Annotated in this window: 3 protein-coding genes; 1 reads left to right on the plus strand and 2 read right to left on the minus strand. The window is 72.1% G+C overall.

Features of this window, described 5'->3' with window-relative positions; all coding sequences use genetic code 11:
- Positions 1 to 1,065: NAD-glutamate dehydrogenase (locus MUE36_15945; GenBank protein ID MCU0312419.1), on the minus strand; the 1,065-nt coding region annotated here is incomplete at its 3' end.
- A 120-nt stretch (positions 1,066 to 1,185) separates the two neighbouring features.
- Complete coding sequence (pruA, locus tag MUE36_15950; protein ID MCU0312420.1) at positions 1,186 to 2,811, minus strand: L-glutamate gamma-semialdehyde dehydrogenase; 1,626 nt, start codon at positions 2,809 to 2,811, stop codon at positions 1,186 to 1,188.
- Between the two features lie 143 nt (positions 2,812 to 2,954).
- Between pruA and MUE36_15955 the strand changes: the two genes are divergently transcribed.
- Positions 2,955 to 3,681 (plus strand): carboxypeptidase-like regulatory domain-containing protein (locus MUE36_15955; GenBank protein ID MCU0312421.1); only part of this gene is annotated, 727 nt, incomplete at its 3' end.

The following is a 3,681-nucleotide window of genomic DNA, read 5'->3' on the forward strand; positions in this document are numbered from 1 at the left end:
GGAGGTGAACAGGCCGAGGAAGCGCCGCTCCCCCGTGACCTCGCCGTCCGCGTCGAAGGTCTTGACCCCGATGTAGTCGAGGTAGGCGGGCCGGTGCACCGTGGAACGGGAGTTCGCCTTGGTGAGGATGAGGAGCTTCTTCTCCCGCGCCTTCGCACGGATCTCGGCCGTCATCGTGGCGAACGAGGTCGACACCGTCTGGTCGCTGCGCAGGATGCCGAGGCCCGTCCCCGCGCGGGCGACGAGCAGGTCGCCCTCCGGCCCGGTGGCCAGGTCGTACTCGCGGTAGCCGAGGAACGTGAAGTGGTCGTCGGCCAGCCAGCGCAGCAGCTCCCATGCCTCCGAGACCTCGCCCTCGGACAGCGGTGGCGGTGAGGTCGCCAGCTCGTCGGCGATGGCGAGGGCGGCCCGACGGATCTTCGGCCAGTCCTCGACGGCCTCGCGCACGTCGCGCAGCACCCGGCGGAGAGCATCGGCGATGGCCCGCAGCGCGGCCTCGTCGCTCTCGCGGTCGATCTCGACGTGCATCCACGACTCGACCGGGGCGCCCTGGCTGCGGGCCACCTCGGGGTCCTCGTCGAGGACCGCCTGGAGCGTGCCCACGATGTCCCGCTGGACGGCCAGCAGAGGGTGGATCACCAGGTGGATCCCCCGGCCGAGCTGCCCCAGGCAGCCCGTCACGGAGTCGACGAGGAAGGGCATGTCGTCGGTGACGACCTCGATGACGGTGTGGCCGCACGACCACCCGTGCTCCTCCACCGTGGGGGTGAAGACCCGGACGGTCGCGGTGCCCTGCGGTCGCTGCTGGGCCAGCTCTCGGTTGGACAGCGCCGCACCGTACACGTCCATGGCGTCCCGGCCCACGATGTCCTCGGGGACGACGTACCGGTAGTAGCGCTGCAGGAACTGCGTGTCCGCCGGATGGGCGCCCTTGGTGTGCTCACCGAGCTCGACCGCGCGCGCGATCAGGTCGGCCTTGCTCTCCTCGAAGCGCACCGCCGCGGCGATGGTCGCGCGGGCACCGGGGTCCGTCGGAGTCTGGTCGGGCGCCTGGTCAGTGGCCACGAGGTATCGCCTCTTCGCGGGTCGACCACCGCACGCCGTTGTGCGGCAACCCTGCGAGCCTACCGAGCCGGGACGCGGCGCAGCCTCCCCCTAAGCGATTCAGGTCGCCGTGCCCATCCCTCACCCCATGTGCGGGTAGCGGTACTCCTTGGGCGGGACGAACGTCTCCTTGATCGAGCGGGTCGACGTCCACCGCAGCAGGTTCTGCGCGGAGCCGGCCTTGTCGTTCGTGCCCGACGCCCGCGCCCCGCCGAACGGCTGCTGCCCCACGACCGCCCCCGTGGGCTTGTCGTTGACGTAGAAGTTGCCGGCAGCGAAGCGCAGCGCGCGCGTCGCGTGGGCGATGGCAGCGCGGTCCTGGGCGATGATCGAGCCGGTCAGCGCGTAGGGGGCGATCGACTCCATCTGCGCGAGCATCGCCTCGTAGTCGCCGTCGTCGTACACGTGGACGGCGAGGATGGGGCCGAAGTACTCGGTCGTGAAGATCTCGTCGGTCGGGTCGCTGCCGACGAGAACCGTCGGCCGGACGAACCACCCCTCGCTGTCGTCGCAGGTGCCGCCGGCCGCGACGTCGATCGAGTCGACGCCGCGGGCCCGCTCGATGGCCCCGGCGAGCTTGGTGAAGGCCCGGTCGTCGATGACGGCGCCCATGAAGTTGGACAGGTCGGTCACCGGACCCATCGACAGCGAGTCGACCTCCGCGACGAAGTCGTCCCCCATGCGGTTCCACAGCGAGCGCGGGACGTACGCCCGGGACGCAGCCGAGCACTTCTGGCCCTGGTACTCGAAGGCCCCTCGGACCAGCGCCGTCCGCAGCACGTCCGGGTCGGCGCTGGGGTGCGCCACGACGAAGTCTTTGCCGCCAGTCTCCCCGACGATGCGGGGGTAGGAGCGGTAGTGCTCGATGTTGGTCCCGATGGTGCGCCAGAACATCTGGAACACCCGGGTGGACCCGGTGAAGTGGATGCCGGCCAGCGCCGGGTCGGTGAGGACGACGTCGGAGACGTTCGCACCGTGCCCGGTCACCATGTTGATCACACCGGGGGGCAGGCCGGCCTCCTCGAGCAGCGCCATGAGGTAGTGGGCGGCGAACTGCTGGGTGTGCGCCGGCTTCCACACCACGGTGTTGCCCATCAGCGCGGGCGCGGTCGGCAGGTTGCCGGCGATCGCGGTGAAGTTGAACGGGGTGATCGCGTAGACGAACCCCTCCAGCGGTCGGTGCTCGACGCGGTTCCAGATCCCCCGCGAGGAGATCGGCTGCTCCTCGAGGATCTGCCGGGCGAAGGCGACGTTGAACCGCCAGAAGTCGATCAGCTCGCAGGCCGCGTCGATCTCGGCCTGGAACGCGGTCTTGGACTGGCCGAGCATGGTCGCGGCGTTCAGGGTGGCCCGCCACGGCCCGGCGAGCAGCTCCGCCGCCTTGAGGAAGATCGCCGCCCGGTCGTCGAAGGACAGCTCCCGCCAGACCGGTGCGGCCTCGCCCGCCGCCGCGATCGCCGCCCGGGCGTCGTCGTGGGTGCAGTCCGCCGTGACACCCAGGACCTGGTGGCGGGCGTGCGGCTGGACGACGTCCACGGGGGCACCGGAGGCCATGCTGCGCCGGCCGCCGATGGCATTGGTCAGCTCCGGCCCGGCGCCAGCGAGGTCGGACAGGGCCTCCTCGAGCTGGGCGCGCTCCGGCGACCCTGGGGCGTAGGTGAGGTTGGGCTCGTTGACGGGGACGGGCACGCGGGTCACGGCATCCATGCCGCCCATCGTGGCACGCAGGGGGCCGGTCGCGGAGGGGGACGGGCCGGGCCCTGCGACCCTGGCGCGGCGGCTGCGAGCACGGTGGGCTGGCCCTGACGAGGCTCGGTGGCGAGGCTGGCCTGCGAGGTGCGGAGAGCGAGATGCGGGACCGGATGAGGGCCCTGGCCGCAGTGGTGGCGCTCGGACTGGCGATGGCGGTGGCCCCGGTGGCCGTCGCCGCCGACGTTTCCTTGACGGTGGTGCCGGACCAGACCGAGGTGCCTCCCGGGGGGCAGGTCGAGTTCAGCGCGCTGTTCCTGCTGCCGGCCGAGACCGTGACGGTGGAGTCCCTGACGAGCGCGGCGCTCGGTGACCTGACCGACCCCGGCAACCCGGGGCTGGAGTCGACCACCTGCGACCTGCCGGTGGTGGTCGGACCGGACGACTCCTTCGGCGCCTACGACTTCGGCTGCACGTACGTCGTCCGGTTCGACGGCGCGCCGGGCGCCCGGCCGGACACCGTCACCGCGGTGGTACGGCGGGCGAGTGCGAGCGAGGTCACGGTCACCGCAACGGCCGACGTCACCGTGTCGGCGGACGTCGGGGCGCTGGTCGGCAGGGTCACCGACGACGTCACCGGTGCGCCGGTCGACGGGGTCCGGGTCCTCGCCTGGGGACCGGCGGGCACCAGTCGGGGAGCCACGACCGACGCGTCCGGCCACTACGGCTTCTTCGGCCTGGTGCCGGGCGCGTACCGCCTCCATGCGGGGAACCTCGTCGAGCTGGTTGCCTCCGAGTACGCGCCGGAGTGGTACCGCGACCGGGCGGACGCCGCCACGGCGGACACCGTCGCCGTCGTCGGCGGGGAGACATCCAGCGCCGACCTCG

Source organism: Acidimicrobiales bacterium (assembly GCA_025455885.1).
Classification (GTDB): Bacteria; Actinomycetota; Acidimicrobiia; order Acidimicrobiales; family Acidimicrobilacustridaceae; genus Rhabdothermincola_A.

Excerpts from the sequence above, each read along its gene's own strand:
- pruA (MCU0312420.1), bottom strand. The coding sequence starts at position 2,811 with ATGGATGCCGTGACCCGCGTGCCCGTCCCCGTCAACGAGCCCAACCTC.